Origin of the sequence: Pseudomonas sp. C27(2019) (genome assembly GCF_008807395.1) — a bacterium.
GTDB lineage: Bacteria > Pseudomonadota > Gammaproteobacteria > Pseudomonadales > Pseudomonadaceae > Denitrificimonas.
Genome location: NZ_CP043320.1, coordinates 2,610,551 through 2,627,536 on the forward strand (window position 1 = coordinate 2,610,551; position 16,986 = coordinate 2,627,536).

The following is a 16,986-nucleotide window of genomic DNA, read 5'->3' on the forward strand; positions in this document are numbered from 1 at the left end:
ATGTTTTACATTGGCATTATGTCTGGCACCAGTCTAGACGGGATCGATATCAGTTTGATTGATATCGATCCTCACCCTTCACTCATTGCCAGTCATTTCTTACCAATGCCCGCCGAATTAAAACAATGCCTACTCTCTCTATGCAGCAGTGGCACTGATGAGATTAATCGAGCAGCTCTCGCAGAACAAAAGTGGGCGCGGCTCGCCGCCGCAGGCGTGGCAAAACTCATTGCAGACAACAATATTTCTGCCCAGCAGGTTCGCGCCATCGGCAGTCACGGGCAAACCATTCGACACGAGCCCGCAAAGCAATTTACTGTGCAAATTGGCAGCCCAGCATTACTGGCTGAATTAACTGGGATTTGTGTTGTAAGCGACTTTCGTCAGCGGGACATTGCTGCAGGCGGTCAAGGCGCACCACTGGTGCCAGCCTTCCATGAAATATTATTTAGTCAGCAGGCCAAGCCTTGTGTTGTCTTAAATGTTGGCGGTTTTAGCAATGTTACCTTACTTAACGGGCAGCAAGAGACCAGTGGCTTTGATTGCGGGCCCGGCAATGTATTAATGGATGCTTGGATTCAGCACAAGAAAAACAACTTATTCGATAAAGATGGTGCTTGGGCGGCCAGCGGCACAGTTAACAAAGCACTATTGGAGCATATGATGCTCGAGCCTTTTTTAGCAACTCAAGGCCCTAAAAGCACGGGACGTGAGCTGTTTAATCTGGCATGGCTTAAACATCTGCTTGCCGAGCATAAAGCTATTAGCGATCAAGATGTACAAGCAACGCTCTGTGAATTTACTGCACTAACTATCGCGAAAGCGATTAGCCAAGCTCAAGCACATACTAAAGCAGTCTGGGTTTGTGGCGGTGGCGCACATAATCAGGATTTTCTAAACCGCTTGCGCCGTTTAATGCCATGCTGCACTGTTGCTAGCACTGACTCGATTGGCATCTCAGCAGACTGGATGGAAGCTATGGCGTTTGCTTGGCTTGCGCATTGCTGCCTTGAAGGTATCCCAAGCAATAGACCTGCAGTCACTGGCGCCAACGGCTTGCGCATACTTGGCGCCATCTATCCTGCTTAAAATAGATTATATGGAGAAGGACGATCCGCAACCACAAGTAGTCGTTGCATTCGGGTTATTAATCACAAAACGCGACCCTTCTAGGCCTTCTGTATAATCAACTTCAGCACCGGCCAAATACTGAAAACTCATTGGGTCAATAATCAAGCTCACGCCTTCACGGTTAATGACTGTGTCGTCATCAGCCATTTCTTCATCAAAGGTAAAGCCATACTGAAAACCAGAGCAGCCACCTCCGGTTATAAAAACACGTAATTTCAGACGTGGGTTGCCCTCTTCTTCCACCAAGGCCTTAACTTTATTTGCCGCCCCTTGAGTAAACTGCATTGCGGTAGGGACGAAGGACTCAACACTCATTTTACTTTCTCCCAGCATCGCGCTGTAAACAACTAATAGGTAATATTATCCGCTTATCCTACCATCAAGGTCAACTATTAACAGCAGTTAAGGAATTAAAGCAACCGAAACTAAGCCACTGCCTTCATCCAAACCAAACATAATATTCATATTCTGCACGGCTTGCCCTGAAGCACCTTTAACCAAATTATCAATAGCTGACATCACTACAACAACATCACCACCCTGCGGTCGTTGTACAGCAATACGGCACATGTTCGCACCTTTTACGCTGCGTGTCTGTGGGAACACGCCTCTTGGCAGCACATCAACAAAAGGCTCGCTGCGATAACGCTGCTCAAACAACCCCTGTAAATCAACCTCAGGATCAACAACAGTCGCGTATAAAGTTGCATGAATACCACGAATCATTGGCACCAAATGCGGTACAAAGGTTAGAGCAACAGGTTTGCCTGCAGCGCGCTGAAGCCCTTGTTTGATTTCAGGCAAATGGCGGTGCCCACTGACCCCGTACGCCATCATATTTTCCGCAGACTCACAAAACAATGAGCCCACTTTAGCAGCACGGCCTGCGCCACTGACGCCAGAGGCACAGCTGGCGATAATTTGTTTGGTATCAGCAAGACCCGCTTCAACAAGTGGTAACAAACCCAATTGCACTGCAGTCGGATAGCAACCTGGAACAGCAATTAAACGCGCGCCTTTAATCGCATCACGATTTACTTCAGGCAGCCCGTAAACGGCTTCTCCGAGCAAATGCGGTGCACCGTGTGGCTGACCGTACCACTGCGCCCACTCATTTGCATCTTGCAAGCGAAAGTCCGCAGACAGATCAATTACACGCGTACCTGCCTGTAAAATTTCATCGGCTAAACCATGCGCAACACCATGCGGCGTAGCAAAGAACACTACATCACAAGCAGTCAACTGCTCGACCTGCGGCACGGAAAAAGCGAGCGAAGGGTAATTTTCACGCAAATTAGGGTACATATCAGCAACCCGCACACCTTCCTCAGAACGTGATGTAATTATCTCAACCTGTGCGTGCGGATGCAGAGCAAGCAGACGCAATAACTCAACACCTGTGTAGCCTGTACCGCCGACGATTGCGACTTTGATCATGCGTGCACCCTCTTTGTATAAGCAAAATATATATGTAACTGCATAACCTACATTCTACGGATGACACTGCAGCATCCGCGTACTACCATGAGCACTATTTACTATTGGAGCGGGTTATGACGTATTTGTGGATCAAGGCTTTTCATATTATCGCAGTAGTGTGCTGGTTTGCGGGTTTATTTTATTTGCCACGCTTATTTGTTTACCACGCGATGAGCACTGATAGCATCAGCCAAGAACGATTTACCATTATGGAGCGCAAGCTATACAGAGGAATTATGCATCCCTCATTAGTCGCTACCCTCGCACTCGGAATCTATATGCTATATATGAATCCAGCGCTCCTCAAGGCAGGCTGGATGCATATTAAACTGACATTATTGGTTTTTCTAATTGCCTATCACTTCTCTCTTGGTGCTATTTATAGACGCTTTGCACAAGGCTCAAACCAAAAAAGTCATGTTTTTTATCGCTGGTTTAACGAACTGCCGGTATTATTTCTAATTGTTATTGTTCTGCTTGCTATTCTTAAGCCATTTTAGCTGATAGCCATGCAAGCAAAAATGCTACTTGTTTCACTTAAGCAACTCACAGCTCAACATTTACTTTCCTAGAAAACTTCCATTGATAAGGAAGCTTTATGTCAGATACACACTACAAAATCACCATGGATGGCAGTCTTGCACCAGGTGTAACTCTAGACTTCGCCCAAGAGGGTCTCGCCCGTTTATTTAAAAAAGATGTTAGCGTGATAAAACATCTTTTTTCTGGCAAAAAAATCACTATCAAACGTGATATCAACGCATCCCAAGCCGATAAATATGTAGAAGCATTATTCTCAGCAGGCGTAATCGCACACAAAGAAGTAGATCTGGCAGCCAATTTGAGTTTGGAAGCAATCAGTAGCGATAGTCCAGAACAAGACTCTGAGCAAATGATCTGCCCTAAATGCGCAACGGAGCAAGCATTGCATGAGACTTGCCAACACTGTGGCATAGTCATTGCTAAATTTAACAGTTATCAAGCTCAAGCCAGCAACTTAACTAAAGCAGCATCCGTATCACCTTATGCTTCACCAACAGCGACTATTGAGCAAGATACGGCCGAAGTGGGCGAGCTGAGCATATGGGGTGTTGAAGGGCGTATTGGCCGCATGCGCTATATTGCTTGGTCAATGGTCTTTATGTTTGCCATGGCCCCTGCAATGTTAATTAGCATGCTTGCTTTCAAAGCATCCGTCCTATTCGGCGGCTTATTAATGACTGTTGCAGGTGTTGCTGCAATGATCATTGGTATTCAAATCAGTGTAAAACGCTTGCACGATATTGGCTGGTCAGGCTGGTTATTGTTAATTAGCCTGATACCTGTAGTAGGCAGCATATTCCAGCTGCTCATTTTTGTCTTGCCTGGTAGCCAAGGCAATAATCGCTATGGTGCCCCAGCACCGGCCAACAGTACTGCGGTTAAAGTACTCTTTTGGATTTGGGTTGCACTACTTTCATCTGGATTTGTTCTCGGCATTATCAGCGGCATGCTCGGCGCAATGCTTGGTGGGCAATATTAACGGGTAACAAACTCAGCCAAATAGTTACTGATCAGCACAGCACAATGCATGCTGATCAGTAGCAACACTTAGCCTGTATTGCGTAAACCCGCCGCAATACCTGCCACAGTCACCAACAACGCCTGCTCTATGGCTGGGCAAGTCGCCTCACCCTGCTCTCTTGAGCGCGCCAGTAACTCGACCTGCAGTAAATGCAGTGGGTCAAGATAAGTATCGCGCACGCTAATGGAGGCTCGTACTTGCGGGTGGCGCTCAAGCAAATGCGTTTCACCGGTTAGATTCAGCACTTGCTCAACCGCCTGATTGAGATGCTGATACAGCTGCTCACCAAAGCCACGCAACTCATCATCCACTAGACGCTCATCGTATAAACGAGCAATTCCTGCGTCAGCTTTTAACAGCACCATTTCCAACATATCAATGCGCGCTCTAAAGAAAGGCCACTGATCACGCATCTCTGCCAGCAATGGTTCTTCTTGGCGTTCGATCGCGTTTTGCAGCGCAGTCTCCCAACCAAGCCAAGCTGGGAGCATCATGCGTGTCTGTGTCCAAGCAAAAATCCACGGAATAGCACGTAAACTTTCAATACCACCGGTACGGCGTCGAGCAGGGCGACTTCCAAGCGGCAAGCGACCCAGCTCTTGCTCTGGTGTTGCTTGACGAAAATACTCGACAAATTGAGGGTGCTCACGCACAGTTTGCCGATATGCAGCCAAACCATCTGCTGCTAAACGCTCCATCACTGCACGCCATGAATCTTTTGGCACAGGCGGTGGCAATAAAGTTGCCTCTAGCACCGAAGCTAAATACAGGTTGAGGTTTTGTACTGCAACTGCTGGCAAACCATATTTAAAGCGGATCACTTCACCTTGTTCCGTGGTACGAAAGCGCCCAGCTACAGAACCCGGTGGCTGGGAAAGAATAGCTTCGTGCGCAGGACCACCACCACGCCCCACTGTACCGCCGCGTCCATGGAACAAGATTAACTCAACACCTTGTTTAGCGCAGACAGCAACCAGCTCTTCTTGCGCTCGGTATTGTGACCAGGCAGCTGCTGTTGTGCCAGCATCTTTAGCAGAATCTGAATAGCCAATCATGACCTCTTGCGGACCTTCTAAGCTATTGCGGTAATCGGTCAAGCTCAGCAGTTGATCAATAACACCTGCTGCGTTATGCAAGTCATCCTGCGTTTCAAACAAAGGCGCAATGCGCATTGCACGATTGAGGCCCGCCTCCTTGAGCAACAACTGTACAGCCAGCACATCAGAAGGGGCAGACGCCATCGAAATAATGTAAGAGCCCAGCGAGTCCACCGCAGTTTGTGCGATAACTTTGCAGGTATCCAAAACCTCTTGAGTGTCAGCACTTGCCGCAAAAGAACTAGAGAGCAGTGGTCGACGATTATTCAATTCGCTAAGTAAAAAAGCTTGCCGTTGTTCTTCATTCCACTGCACATATTCGCCCAAGCCCAACCACTGCGTGATCTCATTTAAAGCGCTGGTGTGGCGCTCAGCATCTTGACGAATATCTAAGCGTACCAACGACAAACCAAACGTCGTGGTGCGCCGAATGGTATCGAGCAAATCACCGTCGGCAATTAAACCCATACCGCACTCATGTAAAGAGCTGTGACACAGCAGTAATGGCGTTAGCAGCTCGTCAGTGTTGAGCATAATATCCGCCGATAAAGGCGCGCCACTGGCTATGCTGTTTTGCAACTCAGTCCGCGTTTTGCGCAGGCGCGCACGTAACTGTTTTAGCAATACTCGATACGGCTCATCACTCTCCCCCACTAAAGCCATCAGCTCAGGGCTGGCCTTTTGCATAGAGAGCTCAGCTGTCAGGCGAGAAATGTCACGCAAGAATAAGTCTGCTGCTATCCAGCGTGCTAATAACAGCACGGCCTTGGTAACACGCGCAGTCACATTTGGGTTGCCATCGCGGTCACCACCCATCCAGGTCGCAAAACGAATAGGTGTCGCGGTAATCTGCAACGTATCACCACCGGCGGCAAGCAAGGTATTGTCGACATGGCGCAATACTTTGGGGATGGCATGCCACAACGAGCGTTCAATCACCGCAAAGCCCCAGCGTGCCTCATCAACAGGCGTTGGCTGCTCACTGCGAATTTCTGTTGTGTGCCAAATCTCTGCAACTAAAGTGCGCAGTTTAGCGACTATTTTCTCGCGCTCAGCCTCAGTTAAATCTGTATGGTCCAATTCAGCAAGCTGCTGCGCAATAACATCGTATTTCATAATTAAAGTACGACGCGAAACTTCAGTCGGATGCGCAGTGAGCACCAGTTCAATATCTAAATCAGCAACAATCTGCGATAAGTCTTGCGGGTTGTGCCCAGCCACTTGTAAACGCTCAAGTACAGACGCAAGCATTTGATCTTCAAAAGCAGGCGCTTCATCGCTGCGGCGGCGACGCACCAAATGGTACTGATCAGCAATATTGGCGAGGTTTAGGAACTGATTAAAGCCGCGAGCCACAGGCAGCAATTCATCTTCAGGCAACTGATTTAAGGTATCAGTCAACTGTTGGCGACCGTCATCAGAACCATGACGCGCGGCCTTTGCACCTTTGCGGATACGTTCGATTTTCTCTAAAAACTCTTCGCCGCGCTGTTCGCGCATGGTGCAACCGAGCAGCTCACCAAGTAAATGAACATGCTCGCGTAAACGTGAATCAATTGGGATCATGCTGGCTCTCCACTAAATATTAGTATCAGCTTGCCGAGTTATCTAGCATCTGGCAAGCCAACTTTAGTGTTCGCAGCTTAAGCAGTCATCTGAAAGAGCGCCTTATATGGCACGCAATCACTACTGAGTAAATTCACAGCGCACTGCACGCTTTTTATCGTCAACTAGAACCCCGCTCAAACCTTTCTGCTTAGTATCAAACAGCACAACAATGCCATCCATACACTGAGCAATTTGTTCGGCCGGCTTTAAAGAGACTTTATAATCTTCACCAGGAATGGTTTTTAACATGGTGTACTCGGCCAACAGTAATGCATCGCTGGGCTTAGCGACATGTAAAAAACCGTAATAGCCTAAAACGGCAACAGTACCAACAATACTAGCAATAGCAGTGGCAATCAGTGGTCGCAAATCGCGCTCGCTCATCATGACTCCGGGGCGTTAACAGTGCTCATCATTGAAACTTAACGCGCCAATAACAGCTATAGCTGTTATTGGCGCGTTAAGGCCCGTAAATTAATGTTCTGGACGCATGTGCGGGAACAAAATCACATCGCGAATTGAAGCAGAATCAGTCAGCAGCATGACTAAACGATCAATGCCAATACCTTCACCCGCGGTTGGCGGCATACCGTATTCAAGGGCTCGAACAAAGTCCGCGTCATAATGCATGGCTTCATCATCACCGGCATCTTTATCTGACACCTGTGCTAAGAAACGCTCAGCCTGATCTTCAGCATCATTGAGCTCTGAGTAGGCATTGGCAATTTCACGGCCACCAATAAACAACTCAAAACGGTCAGTCACGCTTGGATCATCGTCATTGCGACGCGCCAGCGGTGACACTTCAAATGGGTACTGAGTAATAAAAGTCGGCTGCTCAAGTAGGTGCTCAACGGTTTCTTCAAAAATCATGGTTTGCAACTGACCAACACCTTCAAAACCCAGCACCTTAGCACCGTGCTTTTTCGCTAAGGCACGCGCTGTATCAAAATCTTGCAAGTCTTCAGCAGTAATGTCTGGGTTATATTTCAAGATTGAGTCAAACAACGAGATTCGCTGAAACGGCTGGCCAAAATGGAATACTTTACCTTGGTAAGGCACATCTGTGCTTCCTAATACGGCCTGCGCTAACTCACGGAACAACTCTTCAGTCAGATCCATATTGTCTTCGTAGTCAGCATAGGCTTGGTAGAACTCCAGCATAGTAAACTCTGGGTTGTGCCGTGTGGATACACCTTCGTTACGGAAGTTACGATTGATTTCGAACACGCGCTCAAAGCCACCAACAACCAAACGCTTCAAGTACAGTTCTGGGGCAATACGCAGGTACATGGGTAAATCCAGCGCATTATGGTGGGTTTCAAAAGGTTTAGCTGCGGCACCGCCGGGGATGGCTTGCAGCATTGGTGTTTCCACCTCTAAGAAGTTACGTTCGGTCAAGAAGTTGCGAATGTGCGAGATCACTTTTGAGCGAACTTTAAAAGTTTCACGCACATCTTCATTGACAATCAAGTCCACATAACGCTGGCGATAACGCTGCTCAGTATCGGTTAAACCATGGTGTTTATCAGGCAATGGACGCAGTGACTTAGTCAACAAGCGTACCTGCGTCATATGCACATACAAATCACCTTTACCGGAGCGTGACAAGGTGCCTTCAATACCGATAATGTCACCTAGATCCCAGCTTTTAATCTCAGCGAGCTTTTCTTCTGGCAGATTTTTACGATCAACATAAGCTTGCAAACGCCCGGTCATGTCCTGCACGACCATAAAGGCGCCACGATTGAGCATGATGCGCCCAGCAATTTTTACCGGTATCGCTGCGTCAACTAATTGTTCTTTACTGTCATCAGCATATTTTTTTTGAATATCAGCACAGTAATGCTCACGACGAAAATCATTCGGGAAGGCATTGCCCTTAGCACGCTCGTTCGCTAGTTTCTCTTTACGCAAAGCGATTAGTTTATTTTCTTCTTCTTGCAACTCGTGCTGGGTTTGCGCTTGTTCACTCATGATGGGTATCCACTACTCTAATTCGGATCGCTGCTATAGCGAATGTAGGCACGCAAGCGCGTGCTGATTACAGCGTCAGCACGCCATGACGTGCTGCGACTGATCAAAGTCCTTGTTTCAGACTGGCTTCTAAAAACTGATTGATATCGCCATCTAGCACGGCGTCGCAGTTACTTTCTTCAACGTTGGTACGCAAGTCTTTAATGCGCGACTGATCGAGCACATAGGAACGAATCTGATGCCCCCAGCCAATATCAGACTTACTGTCTTCCAGCTCTTGTGAGGCAGCACTACGTTTTGACAACTCCAGCTCATACAGCTTGGCACGCAGCATTTTCATCGCCGTATCACGGTTGGCATGCTGTGAACGCTCATTCTGGCAGCTCACCACAGTGTTGGTCGGTATATGGGTAATACGCACTGCGGAGTCCGTGGTGTTTACGTGCTGGCCACCAGCGCCAGATGAGCGGTAGGTATCGGTGCGCAAGTCAGCAGGATTGATATCGATTTCAATATTATCGTCAATCTCTGGTGAAACAAAAACGGCGGTAAATGAGGTGTGGCGGCGGTTGCCCGAATCAAACGGGCTTTTACGTACTAAGCGGTGTACTCCGGTTTCGGTACGTAACCAACCAAAGGCGTAATCACCTTTAATATGTAAAGTCGCACCTTTGATGCCGGCCACATCGCCTGCGGACAACTCCATAATAGTGGCTTCAAAGCCGTTATGATCAGCCCAGCGCAAATACATGCGCAGTAAAATATTGGCCCAATCTTGCGCTTCAGTACCACCAGAACCGGCTTGAATATCCAAGTAAGCATTATTGGCATCCATCTCGCCGCTGAACATGCGGCGAAACTCCAGCTGACCAAGATCTTCAGCAAGACGTGCAAGCTCTGTACGGACCTCTTCTACGGTTTCTTGGTCATCCTCTTCAACCGCCATATCGAGTAGTTCTTTTGCATCAGACACACCGCTTTCTAGGTTGTCCAACGTCTCAAGCACTTGTGCGAGCAAGGAACGCTCACGGCCAAGATTTTGTGCGTTTTCTGGATTATTCCAAATCGCTGGATCTTCCAGTTCACGCTCAACTTCGATTAGACGTTCACGCTTAGTAGCGTAGTCAAAGATACCCCCGAATGACTTGCGTACGCTCAGCTAAGTCATTGATGGTTTGCTGGATTGGATTGACTTCCATAACAGACAGTTCTCGCTTGATTGAACAGTATAAAAAGGCGAATTATACCCTAATAAAGGCAGACTGTGCGCGGCTCACCGATACAGTCTGCGCTTTTGTTTAGCAGGGGCTCATACTGGAAACCATCAGCTGCAGGCTTTGATTACCGCGAAACTCATTGATATCCAGCGTATAGGCGACTCGCGCATGCCCAATGGTGGGATTAGGCCAAATATCCAAATCAATATTAAAAGCAATGGCATCCAGCGCCGGTGCATTGTGCGCGCTTTGCAACACCAATTTTAAGTGTTTCTCACCCACTAGGCGCTGGCTGATGATTTTGAAATCACCATGAAACAGTGGCTCTGGAAAACGCTGGCCCCACGGCCCAGCATGACGCAACTGTTGCGCCAGCTGCATATCAAACTCATGCGCAGCCAAGCTGCCATCGGAGTAAATACGCCCGGTTAAGTCATCTGCCGTCAGTTGGCGGCGCACCTCGGCATCAAAGGCTTTAGCAAATGCCTCATAATGCACTCGCTCAAGGGTCAAACCAGCAGCCATGGCATGCCCGCCAAACTTACTGATCAACTCAGGAAAGCGAGCAGCCACCGCATCCAACGCATCACGAATATGCAAACCTGGCACTGAGCGCGCCGAGCCTTTTAACTGGCCATCACCGGCATCAGCAAAAGCAATCACTGGGCGGTGGTAACGCTCTTTCATCCGCGAGGCTAAAATACCAATCACACCCTGATGCCATTCTGGCTCAAATAAGCACAAGCCAAAGGGCAGGTTATCCAGCGGTAAGTCTTTAAGTTGCACCAGTGCTTCACGCTGCATGCCTTGTTCAATTTGCTTGCGCTCTTGATTGAGCTGCTCAAGTTGCTGCGCACGTCGCATCGCGCCATCCGCATCCTCACAGAGCAGGCATTCGATACCGAGACTGATGTCATCCAAACGCCCTGCTGCATTTAAACGCGGGCCAACAATAAAACCTAAATCAGTCGACACTAAACGGCGGTGATCACGGCGCGCCACTTCAAGGATCGCGCGCAAGCCAGGCCGTGCGCGACCCGCGCGAATCCGCGCTAAACCCTGGTGCACTAAAATACGGTTATTGGCATCCAATGGCACCACATCAGCAACACTACCCAGGGCAACCAAATCTAACAATTCAGCTAAGTTTGGCTCGGCTATACCCTGCTGAGCAAACCAACCAATGCTGCGCAAATGCGCACGTAGCGCTAACAGCACATAAAACATCACACCAACACCGGCCAAGGCTTTACTGGGGAACTCACAGCCAGGCTGATTGGGGTTAACAATCGCATCCGCCGCGGGCAACTGCGCACCGGGCAAGTGGTGATCCGTCACAATCACAGTGAGCCCTGCCGCTTTCGCCGCCGCCACACCTTCAATACTGGAAATACCATTATCGACCGTAACCAACACATCAGGCTGACGCTCAAGCGCCACTGCAACGATCTCTGGGGTTAGGCCATAGCCATAATCAAAGCGGTTGGGTACCAGATAATCAACATGCGCAACACCCAGCATACGCAAACCCAGCACGCCAACACAGCTGGCGGTAGCACCATCCGCATCAAAATCACCGACGATAAGAATGCGTTGACCTTGTTCAAGGGCATGCGCCAATAGCTGTACGGCCTGCTCCATACCTTTAAGCAAATGGGCTGGCAGCAAACGAGCGAGGCCTTTTTCTAATTCGACAGCACTCTGCACGCCACGTGCGGCATAAATTCGTGCTAGCAGCGGTGGAATATCACCTAAATCAGGCAAAATAGCAGGTAACGGTCGTTGTTCTATACGCATAACTGTGTGCTTACTCTTTGATGTACTTTTTAAAACAGATCATGGCCGCCTTAACCGCGCTCTCCGTGCAGCCATTCCAGCTCAATCGTATGCTGGCCACGCTCGTCAGTAATAAACACATCACCATCACTGATCATCACGCTCCAGTGAATGGCGCGCGGTATGTTTTCTGCTAGATTGCTCAGCGACTCTTGACTGATCGCCAGCACGTTTAGGTTTTTCAAACCGCGCACTTGATCAAGCTCTTTACTGACCCAAGTGCGCAAGCTGCCATAGGCTAAAACGCTTAGTCGCTCACCACGCCGCGAACACCAGGTCATTCGCTCAGCGGTTGGCTGCCCCACTTCGACCCAATGCAAAATGCGCCCATCCAAACTTTTTTCCCACAAAGCTGGCTCATCAACATTAGATAAGCCACGGCCAAATTCAACCTGTTCAGCATGCCACAACGCGCGGGCCAGTAAACGCGAAAGCAAACGCTCGCCCGTTTCAGACGGATGGCGTGCCATGCTGAAACGCAAACTGTCATACACATTGCGATCCATATCGGTCAGATTCAGCTCAACTTTATACGGCGTGGCTTGTAGAGCCATAGTGGGGTTCTCTATAGAGTGACAAAGCTGCTAAGTCTAACCTGTTCTGCATCGCTATGCTGCACAGTCGTAATGGCTCAAGATCAATCAGCCTTGTACAGCATTGATATAAAACAAGCCGTAGCGATGCTTAGCGGTGGTCTTTACCCAGTGATATGCCGCATAATATGGGCTGTAACTTATCAACTAGACGCTATAGTCACTTAATTTTTATTTACGGAGCTCGGTAACTTTAATGATCTGTGCCAGCCGTTTTATGCTGCTCATCGGCTTTTTCCTGTCCTCTGTTGTTGCCCTCGCAAACGACACCCCGCTTATTATTCCCGTAACCCACCAGTGCACCTTAGAACGCATCAACAGTGAGCCTAAACAAGCACTCGAGGAATGCTTAACCTTTGCACAACTGGGTTATGCGGACGCACAATTTGTACTCGGTGAATATTGGTATCAAGGTCAGCACGCACCGCGCGATTACCAGCAAGCCCTTAAATGGTTTGAACAAGCCTCAGTGCAAGGACACGCAATTGCTCAGTTACGCCTAGGCACTATGTTTTATCGCGGTGAAGGCGTTCCAGCCAATAGTATTCAAGCCTATATTGTCCTGAAAATGTCAGCCATCAACGGCTCCGATGAAGCGCTTGATCGCGCTGATCAGGTCGCCCTGCAAATGCAGCGCCATGAGTTAGAAATCGGTAACCAAGTACTTGCACAAATTTTCCGCAGTTACTTGCTTGAGCTCAGTAGCGAGACTTACACTCCATAAGCTTACTTGTGCAGGCATGTGCTGCTTGCTCAAACTTGGAGATATCAATGTCAATTTTCTATGGCGCTTTGTTAATGCTCATTGCTGGCTTTTACTCGGCCTGCAGCTTTGCACAAGAGCCACCTTCTCCCGAACTGGCTGTCACACCTGACTCTACGCCCCGGCGGTGTTAAATGGGCAGCGCAAGTTGCCTACCAGTCGTAACGTGCTGGCCGCGCAAGCGGTGCAGCTGGGTTTAGATGCAGATCAATTGGTTGATCTTAGTACTCCAGCAGAGCATTTTTCAGCATTGTTCTTAGCAGCCAATACAGCGCAGGCGCATGGCGTGGTTATTTTACTGCCCGGCCTAGAAGAAACCTTCGATTGGCCTATTGCGATTGGCCCGCTACGCAGAAAACTACCTAATGCCGGCTGGCATACTTTAAGCCTTAACCTGCCAACAGCGCCTGCCGCTGGGTTATCAGTTGGACGTATTACTGCTGGACCTGTTGCCGAGCAAATAATCGTCTACGCCCCCATGCCTGAAGAAGCTGAGCCGCAAGCCATTGAAGAACCGGAACCCATAGAGCCTGAAGCAGTTGACGAGACGGAGGCTGATGAAGAAAGCATGGATGAAGAGCCTGCAGGTGAAGATCCTGCGCAAGCAACATTCGCCACAATCTCACCACCATCCAAGCCCAAACCTATGCCCATACCCGATTACCCGCAACGCATCAGCAACTTTATCGATGCAGCTGTTGCTCATGCGCAAACGCTTGATGCAGCAGAGATTATCTTACTGGGTCATCATGAGGGCGCGCACTGGGCGCTTGATTACGCAACCAAGAATGCCGCAGCCATGTCAACACCCATGCGCATAGGGCTCATTGCGCCGCGCAGTAGTGATTTACTGACTGTATCTTACGAAAGCCTGATTGAAGCCAGTAGCCTGCACCTAGCAGATTTTTATTACAAAGATAATGCAACAGAACACAAAGCCGCTCAGCAGCGCTTACATGCCAGTCGCCGCGCGAACTTACAACAGTATCATCAGGTTGCTTTAGCTAACGCCTCAGGCGTGCAAGACATCGAACAAGAACGTTTATTTCGCCGCGTTAAAGGCTGGCTTAATAAGCCCTAAAGCACAGGTTACTGACACTCTCCATTGTCCGGCACATGCTTGCTCAAAATAGTAATACCCTGCCCAAGCACAACCCCCTAACGTTGCAAATACTTACGCGCAACCGCATAAGCATGATGCAAGGCCCTTGTTTTTTCTGTTGCAGCCTGAACTTGCATGGGCGTTGCACCTGCGCCGATTAGTTTATCTGGGTGATGCAAGCTGACTTGACGGCGATAGCTTCTTTTCACCTCAAGCAAAGAAGCAGAACGGTTCACGCCTAACAACTGCAAAGCGCTGTCCAGCTCATTGACGACTGCCCGAGGGGTTATACGCCCGCGCATCGACTGTATTTCAATGCGGGCAAAAGTTTCTGCCGAACAACCCAGCACATCAGCGCACTGTTGCAAAATACGGCGCTGCTTAGCGGTTGGCATGCCTTGCGCTAACGCCATACGCCAACCGGCTAACAAGAGGCGCTCGCACTGGCTAGAAGAGAAATAGTGCGCACGCAAGCCGCTACGCAACTCATCCAAGCGGCACTCTTTGCCTTGCGAAAAAGCAGCAATGGCTGACTTTTGCGCCGCAGCACTGAGTTGTAATCGCTGAATTTCTAGGCGTGCTGCTTGGATATGCTCGGACGTCACTCGCCCAGTACTTTTGGCTAAATGCCCTAGCAGCATAAAAAAAACCTGCTGCGCATCAAGTTTAGCTTTTCTATTAAACGATAAACGCGAACGCAATTGCGCCCAGCTGGTTAGTGCTAAATTTCGATCGATAATACTGCCAATCAATAGCCCTAATAACCCACCGGGGATATGCGCAATTGCTAAGCCCAATACTGTGCAGGCTATTGTCGCCGGCCAAATCATCTACTTAACGGCAAGGCTTGCGCAGCAGCCAAGCGCTCCGGTGTACCAATATCAATCCAGCGTCCTGTAAAGTGTTCGCCACTAACACGACCCTGGGTCATAGCTTCGCGCAGTAATGGCGCCAGCTTAAACGCACCCGTAAAACAATCCGCAAACAAATGCGGATGCAATAGCGCAATACCACTGTAAGTCAAGGTATTGGTTGCGTCCGGCATCACTACTTGACCCTGCTGCAAGGAAAAATCTCCCTCGGGATGGTGCTCAGGATTATCAACCAGAACCAAATGCGCCAAGCCATCAAGTGTCTGAGGCAAAGCAGCAAAGTCATAATCGGTCAAGACATCCCCATTAATCACGATAAAAGGCGCATCGCCTAGTTGTGGTAGGGCCCGAAAAATCCCGCCACCGGTTTCTAGCGGTTGCGATTCACGAGAGTACGTAATCCGCACAGAAAAGCGCTCGCCATCACCCAAATGCGCTTCAATTTTTTCACCCAACCACGCATGGTTAATCACCACTTCTTCAATTCCCGCACGCGCTAAAGCGCGCAAGTGGTATTCAATCAATGGCACACCTGCTACCGGAATCAAGGGCTTAGGTGTATGCAAGGTTAACGGCCGCATACGCTCGCCTTTACCAGCAGCTAAAATCATCGCTCGCATCGTACTGATCTCACTCTTGGACAACAGGGAAACTGGCTAACAGCTGCGCTAAAGGTGCCAGTGCAGACTGACGCTCAATTGCTTGCTGCAAATAATTAAAAAAGCGCGGCACGTCTGCTAGGTAGCGTGGTTTGCCGTCACGGTGACAAATTCTGGCAAAAATACCAATGACTTTAAGATGGCGCTGCGCACCCATCAGATCGCAATCATAATGGAACGCTTCAAAGGTATCCGGCACATCTATGCCGCTGGCTCGCGCTTTATCCCAATACTGCTGCAACCAACTGTGCACTCGCTCTTCAGGCCAGCTGATAAACGCATCTTTAAACAAGCTGATGATGTCATAGCTGACGGGGCCCCGCACCGCATCTTGGAAATCTAGAATCCCTGGATTGGGCTGACTTAACATCAAGTTACGCGGCATATAATCGCGATGCACCAGCACCTGACTCTGTTTTAATGCATTGTCTACCAAGACATCGCAGGCTTGTTGCCATAAATACGCTTGCTGCTCAGTAAACTGGATACCCAACTCATGCTGCACATACCATTCTGGAAACAACTGTAACTCACGTCGCAATAAGGCTTCATCGTACGCAGGCAGCTGCGCCTGCTGCACAGGTATTTTCTGCAAAGTGATTAAAGCATCAATGGCCAGACTAAATAACTCATCAGCATTGTCTGGCGTCAGCACCTCTAGCCACGTTTGCAGACCCAAGTCCGACAGTGCTAAAAAGCCTTGCTCTAAGTCTTGCGCCCAGACCTTAGGTACATGCAAACCACCTTGTGCTAACAATTGCGCAATCTTCACAAAAGGGCGGCAATCTTCCTGCGGTGGCGGTGCATCCATCAACACCAAGTCAATAGAAGCTGAATGCCAGCGAAAATAACGCCGAAAACTTGCATCACTGCTGGAAGGCTGTAGGTGACTTACGGTAGTCTCTACACAGCCTGTTTGCTGAGCGATATAGGGTAACTGCTCAGTAAACCAGTGCGTTAACGCTTGTAAACGGCTATCGTCTACATGATTTATTGGTTGATTCGGCATGGTAATTCTCCAACGGTGCTAGCCGTTCTGTAGGGCATGCTTTATTATCGCTGATCTTTTCCAGCCCTTCGAGAGGCAT

General features: G+C 49.0%; 16 protein-coding genes. 5 read left to right on the forward strand and 11 right to left on the reverse strand.

The genetic code is table 11. From position 1 onward, the window contains the following. Positions 1-1,089 carry an anhydro-N-acetylmuramic acid kinase gene (locus FXF61_RS11995; RefSeq protein ID WP_151185482.1) on the forward strand — a complete coding sequence of 363 codons (1,089 nt, stop codon included), beginning with the start codon at positions 1-3 and terminating at the stop codon, positions 1,087-1,089. A gap of 6 nt (positions 1,090-1,095) precedes the next feature. Here FXF61_RS11995 and erpA read toward each other — a convergent pair whose 3' ends face one another. After that, the gene (gene erpA / locus FXF61_RS12000; RefSeq protein WP_151185483.1) at positions 1,096-1,446 is read right to left on the reverse strand and encodes an iron-sulfur cluster insertion protein ErpA; all 351 of its coding nucleotides are present in this window, start codon (positions 1,444-1,446) and stop codon (positions 1,096-1,098) included. Between the two features lie 87 nt (positions 1,447-1,533). Then, positions 1,534-2,568, reverse strand: a complete 1,035-nt coding sequence (gene argC / locus FXF61_RS12005; protein WP_151185484.1) for an N-acetyl-gamma-glutamyl-phosphate reductase — start codon at positions 2,566-2,568, stop codon at positions 1,534-1,536. A 116-nt stretch (positions 2,569-2,684) separates the two neighbouring features. Between argC and hemJ the strand changes: the two genes are divergently transcribed. Both hemJ and FXF61_RS12015 read left to right on the forward strand, forming a co-directional pair. Then, the gene (hemJ, locus tag FXF61_RS12010; protein ID WP_151185485.1) at positions 2,685-3,110 is read left to right on the forward strand and encodes a protoporphyrinogen oxidase HemJ; all 426 of its coding nucleotides are present in this window, start codon (positions 2,685-2,687) and stop codon (positions 3,108-3,110) included. Between the two features lie 98 nt (positions 3,111-3,208). Continuing rightward, on the forward strand, positions 3,209-4,132 hold the full coding sequence (locus tag FXF61_RS12015; RefSeq protein ID WP_151185486.1) for a DUF805 domain-containing protein: 924 nt from the start codon (positions 3,209-3,211) through the stop codon (positions 4,130-4,132). A gap of 68 nt (positions 4,133-4,200) precedes the next feature. On the opposite strand, the gene ppc is transcribed toward FXF61_RS12015, so the two are convergent. The 6 genes from ppc to FXF61_RS12045 all read right to left on the reverse strand — a co-directional run bounded on the left by ppc (position 4,201) and on the right by FXF61_RS12045 (position 12,463). Continuing rightward, the gene (ppc, locus tag FXF61_RS12020; protein ID WP_151185487.1) at positions 4,201-6,837 is read right to left on the reverse strand and encodes a phosphoenolpyruvate carboxylase; all 2,637 of its coding nucleotides are present in this window, start codon (positions 6,835-6,837) and stop codon (positions 4,201-4,203) included. Positions 6,838-6,957: 120 nt separating this feature from the next. Then, positions 6,958-7,263: a hypothetical protein gene (locus tag FXF61_RS12025; RefSeq protein WP_151185488.1), complete on the reverse strand. Its 306-nt coding sequence runs from the start codon at positions 7,261-7,263 to the stop codon at positions 6,958-6,960. A gap of 90 nt (positions 7,264-7,353) precedes the next feature. Further along, positions 7,354-8,856, reverse strand: a complete 1,503-nt coding sequence (lysS, locus tag FXF61_RS12030; protein WP_151185489.1) for a lysine--tRNA ligase — start codon at positions 8,854-8,856, stop codon at positions 7,354-7,356. A 103-nt stretch (positions 8,857-8,959) separates the two neighbouring features. Next, positions 8,960-10,055 (reverse strand): peptide chain release factor 2 gene (gene prfB / locus FXF61_RS12035; RefSeq protein WP_151185490.1). Its coding sequence is split into 2 segments (ribosomal slippage): positions 8,960-9,982 and positions 9,984-10,055, totalling 1,095 coding nucleotides; the frame shifts between segments, so codons are not numbered across the junction. Positions 10,056-10,154: 99 nt separating this feature from the next. Beyond that, positions 10,155-11,870, reverse strand: a complete 1,716-nt coding sequence (gene recJ / locus FXF61_RS12040; RefSeq protein WP_151185491.1) for a single-stranded-DNA-specific exonuclease RecJ — start codon at positions 11,868-11,870, stop codon at positions 10,155-10,157. A gap of 50 nt (positions 11,871-11,920) precedes the next feature. Continuing rightward, entirely contained in the window at positions 11,921-12,463 is a 543-nt protein-coding gene (locus FXF61_RS12045) for a YaeQ family protein (protein WP_151185492.1), read from the reverse strand. 235 nt (positions 12,464-12,698) lie between these two features. On the opposite strand from FXF61_RS12045, the gene FXF61_RS12050 reads away from it, so the two are divergent. Further along, positions 12,699-13,226, forward strand: coding sequence for a tetratricopeptide repeat protein (locus FXF61_RS12050; protein WP_151185493.1), 528 nt, complete (start codon positions 12,699-12,701; stop codon positions 13,224-13,226). A gap of 187 nt (positions 13,227-13,413) precedes the next feature. Continuing rightward, entirely contained in the window at positions 13,414-14,346 is a 933-nt protein-coding gene (locus tag FXF61_RS12055) for a DUF3530 family protein (RefSeq protein ID WP_178087307.1), read from the forward strand. 77 nt (positions 14,347-14,423) lie between these two features. Here FXF61_RS12055 and FXF61_RS12060 read toward each other — a convergent pair whose 3' ends face one another. Genes FXF61_RS12060 through FXF61_RS12070 form a run of 3 tightly spaced genes read right to left on the reverse strand, consistent with a single transcriptional unit; the run spans position 14,424 to position 16,907 of the window. After that, positions 14,424-15,197: a TerB family tellurite resistance protein gene (locus FXF61_RS12060; protein WP_151185495.1), complete on the reverse strand. Its 774-nt coding sequence runs from the start codon at positions 15,195-15,197 to the stop codon at positions 14,424-14,426. Then, a complete protein-coding gene (gene murU, locus FXF61_RS12065) occupies positions 15,194-15,859 on the reverse strand; it encodes an N-acetylmuramate alpha-1-phosphate uridylyltransferase MurU (RefSeq protein WP_151185496.1) in 666 nt (221 codons plus the stop codon). Before murU ends, FXF61_RS12060 begins: the two co-directional genes overlap by 4 nt. 10 nt (positions 15,860-15,869) lie before the next feature. Next, entirely contained in the window at positions 15,870-16,907 is a 1,038-nt protein-coding gene (locus FXF61_RS12070) for an aminoglycoside phosphotransferase family protein (protein ID WP_151185497.1), read from the reverse strand. Positions 16,908-16,986 lie beyond the last annotated feature (79 nt).

Excerpts from the sequence above, each read along its gene's own strand:
- FXF61_RS11995 (WP_151185482.1), top strand. The coding sequence starts at position 1 with ATGTTTTACATTGGCATTATGTCTGGCACCAGTCTAGACGGGATCGAT.
- erpA (WP_151185483.1), bottom strand. The coding sequence starts at position 1,446 with ATGAGTGTTGAGTCCTTCGTCCCTACCGCAATGCAGTTTACTCAAGGG.
- argC (WP_151185484.1), bottom strand. The coding sequence starts at position 2,568 with ATGATCAAAGTCGCAATCGTCGGCGGTACAGGCTACACAGGTGTTGAG.
- hemJ (WP_151185485.1), top strand. The coding sequence starts at position 2,685 with ATGACGTATTTGTGGATCAAGGCTTTTCATATTATCGCAGTAGTGTGC.
- FXF61_RS12015 (WP_151185486.1), top strand. The coding sequence starts at position 3,209 with ATGTCAGATACACACTACAAAATCACCATGGATGGCAGTCTTGCACCA.
- ppc (WP_151185487.1), bottom strand. The coding sequence starts at position 6,837 with ATGATCCCAATTGATTCACGTTTACGCGAGCATGTTCATTTACTTGGT.
- FXF61_RS12025 (WP_151185488.1), bottom strand. The coding sequence starts at position 7,263 with ATGAGCGAGCGCGATTTGCGACCACTGATTGCCACTGCTATTGCTAGT.
- lysS (WP_151185489.1), bottom strand. The coding sequence starts at position 8,856 with ATGAGTGAACAAGCGCAAACCCAGCACGAGTTGCAAGAAGAAGAAAAT.
- recJ (WP_151185491.1), bottom strand. The coding sequence starts at position 11,870 with ATGCGTATAGAACAACGACCGTTACCTGCTATTTTGCCTGATTTAGGT.
- FXF61_RS12045 (WP_151185492.1), bottom strand. The coding sequence starts at position 12,463 with ATGGCTCTACAAGCCACGCCGTATAAAGTTGAGCTGAATCTGACCGAT.
- FXF61_RS12050 (WP_151185493.1), top strand. The coding sequence starts at position 12,699 with ATGATCTGTGCCAGCCGTTTTATGCTGCTCATCGGCTTTTTCCTGTCC.
- FXF61_RS12060 (WP_151185495.1), bottom strand. The coding sequence starts at position 15,197 with ATGATTTGGCCGGCGACAATAGCCTGCACAGTATTGGGCTTAGCAATT.
- murU (WP_151185496.1), bottom strand. The coding sequence starts at position 15,859 with ATGCGAGCGATGATTTTAGCTGCTGGTAAAGGCGAGCGTATGCGGCCG.
- FXF61_RS12070 (WP_151185497.1), bottom strand. The coding sequence starts at position 16,907 with ATGCCGAATCAACCAATAAATCATGTAGACGATAGCCGTTTACAAGCG.